The organism is Mesorhizobium sp. M7A.F.Ca.CA.002.15.2.1 (assembly GCF_003998715.1).
Lineage (GTDB): Bacteria > Pseudomonadota > Alphaproteobacteria > Rhizobiales > Rhizobiaceae > Mesorhizobium > Mesorhizobium ciceri.
Genome location: NZ_RZPI01001186.1, coordinates 1 through 681, shown reverse-complemented (window position 1 = coordinate 681; position 681 = coordinate 1). Strand labels below are relative to the sequence as shown.

Below are 681 nucleotides of genomic sequence, written 5' to 3'. Positions count from 1 at the left end.
CTATTCCCCTATTCCCCTACTGCCTTATTCCCCTCAATCCGCCATCGTCTCCAAACTGGCAAAACCCTGTGGCGCGTCGCCCTCGTCGAACGGCGTCGTCACCTCGACGAAGGTGTCGGGATAGAAGCCGTTGAAGCGGGTCCTCAGCGACAGCGAATACGCGCCGATATGGCCGATCTCGATCCAGTCGCCGGTATCGACCGTTTCCGGCAGCCAGAACGGCCGCGACAGGATGTCGACGGAATCGCAGGTCGCGCCGCAGACCTTGAACGGCACGATGTTCTTCTCCTCGCCATTGCGCGAGCGGATCGCCGGGTCGGGAATGAAGCGCGCCGGCAGCGTGATCTTGCCGGTCCATGAATCCGACAGCGATGCCCAGATGCCGTCATTGATGTAGAGCCGCTTGCCCTTGCGCAGCAGCACCCGCACGATCAACGACAGGCAGCGCGCCACGATCACCCGGCCGGGCTCAGCCACCAGCGGCATCTGGTCGAACTGATACTCCTTCAGATCGCCCGACAGCCGCGACATGATCTGGCCAAGCGACGGCATCTCGATCTGCTTGCGGTTAGGGTCGTGGCCGTATTCGGCGGGGAAACCGCCGCCGACATCGAGCCCGGCAATATCGAAGGTCAGCCGGTTGCGCACCCAGTCGGCGGAAGCCAGCGCCCGCTCATAGGT

General features: G+C 63.3%; 1 pseudogene. It reads right to left on the bottom strand.

Annotated features, from left to right (window positions below):
- Positions 1-33 precede the first annotated feature (33 nt).
- Positions 34-681 (bottom strand): annotated as a pseudogene (locus tag ENZ74_RS33540) (ornithine decarboxylase); the annotation flags it as partial.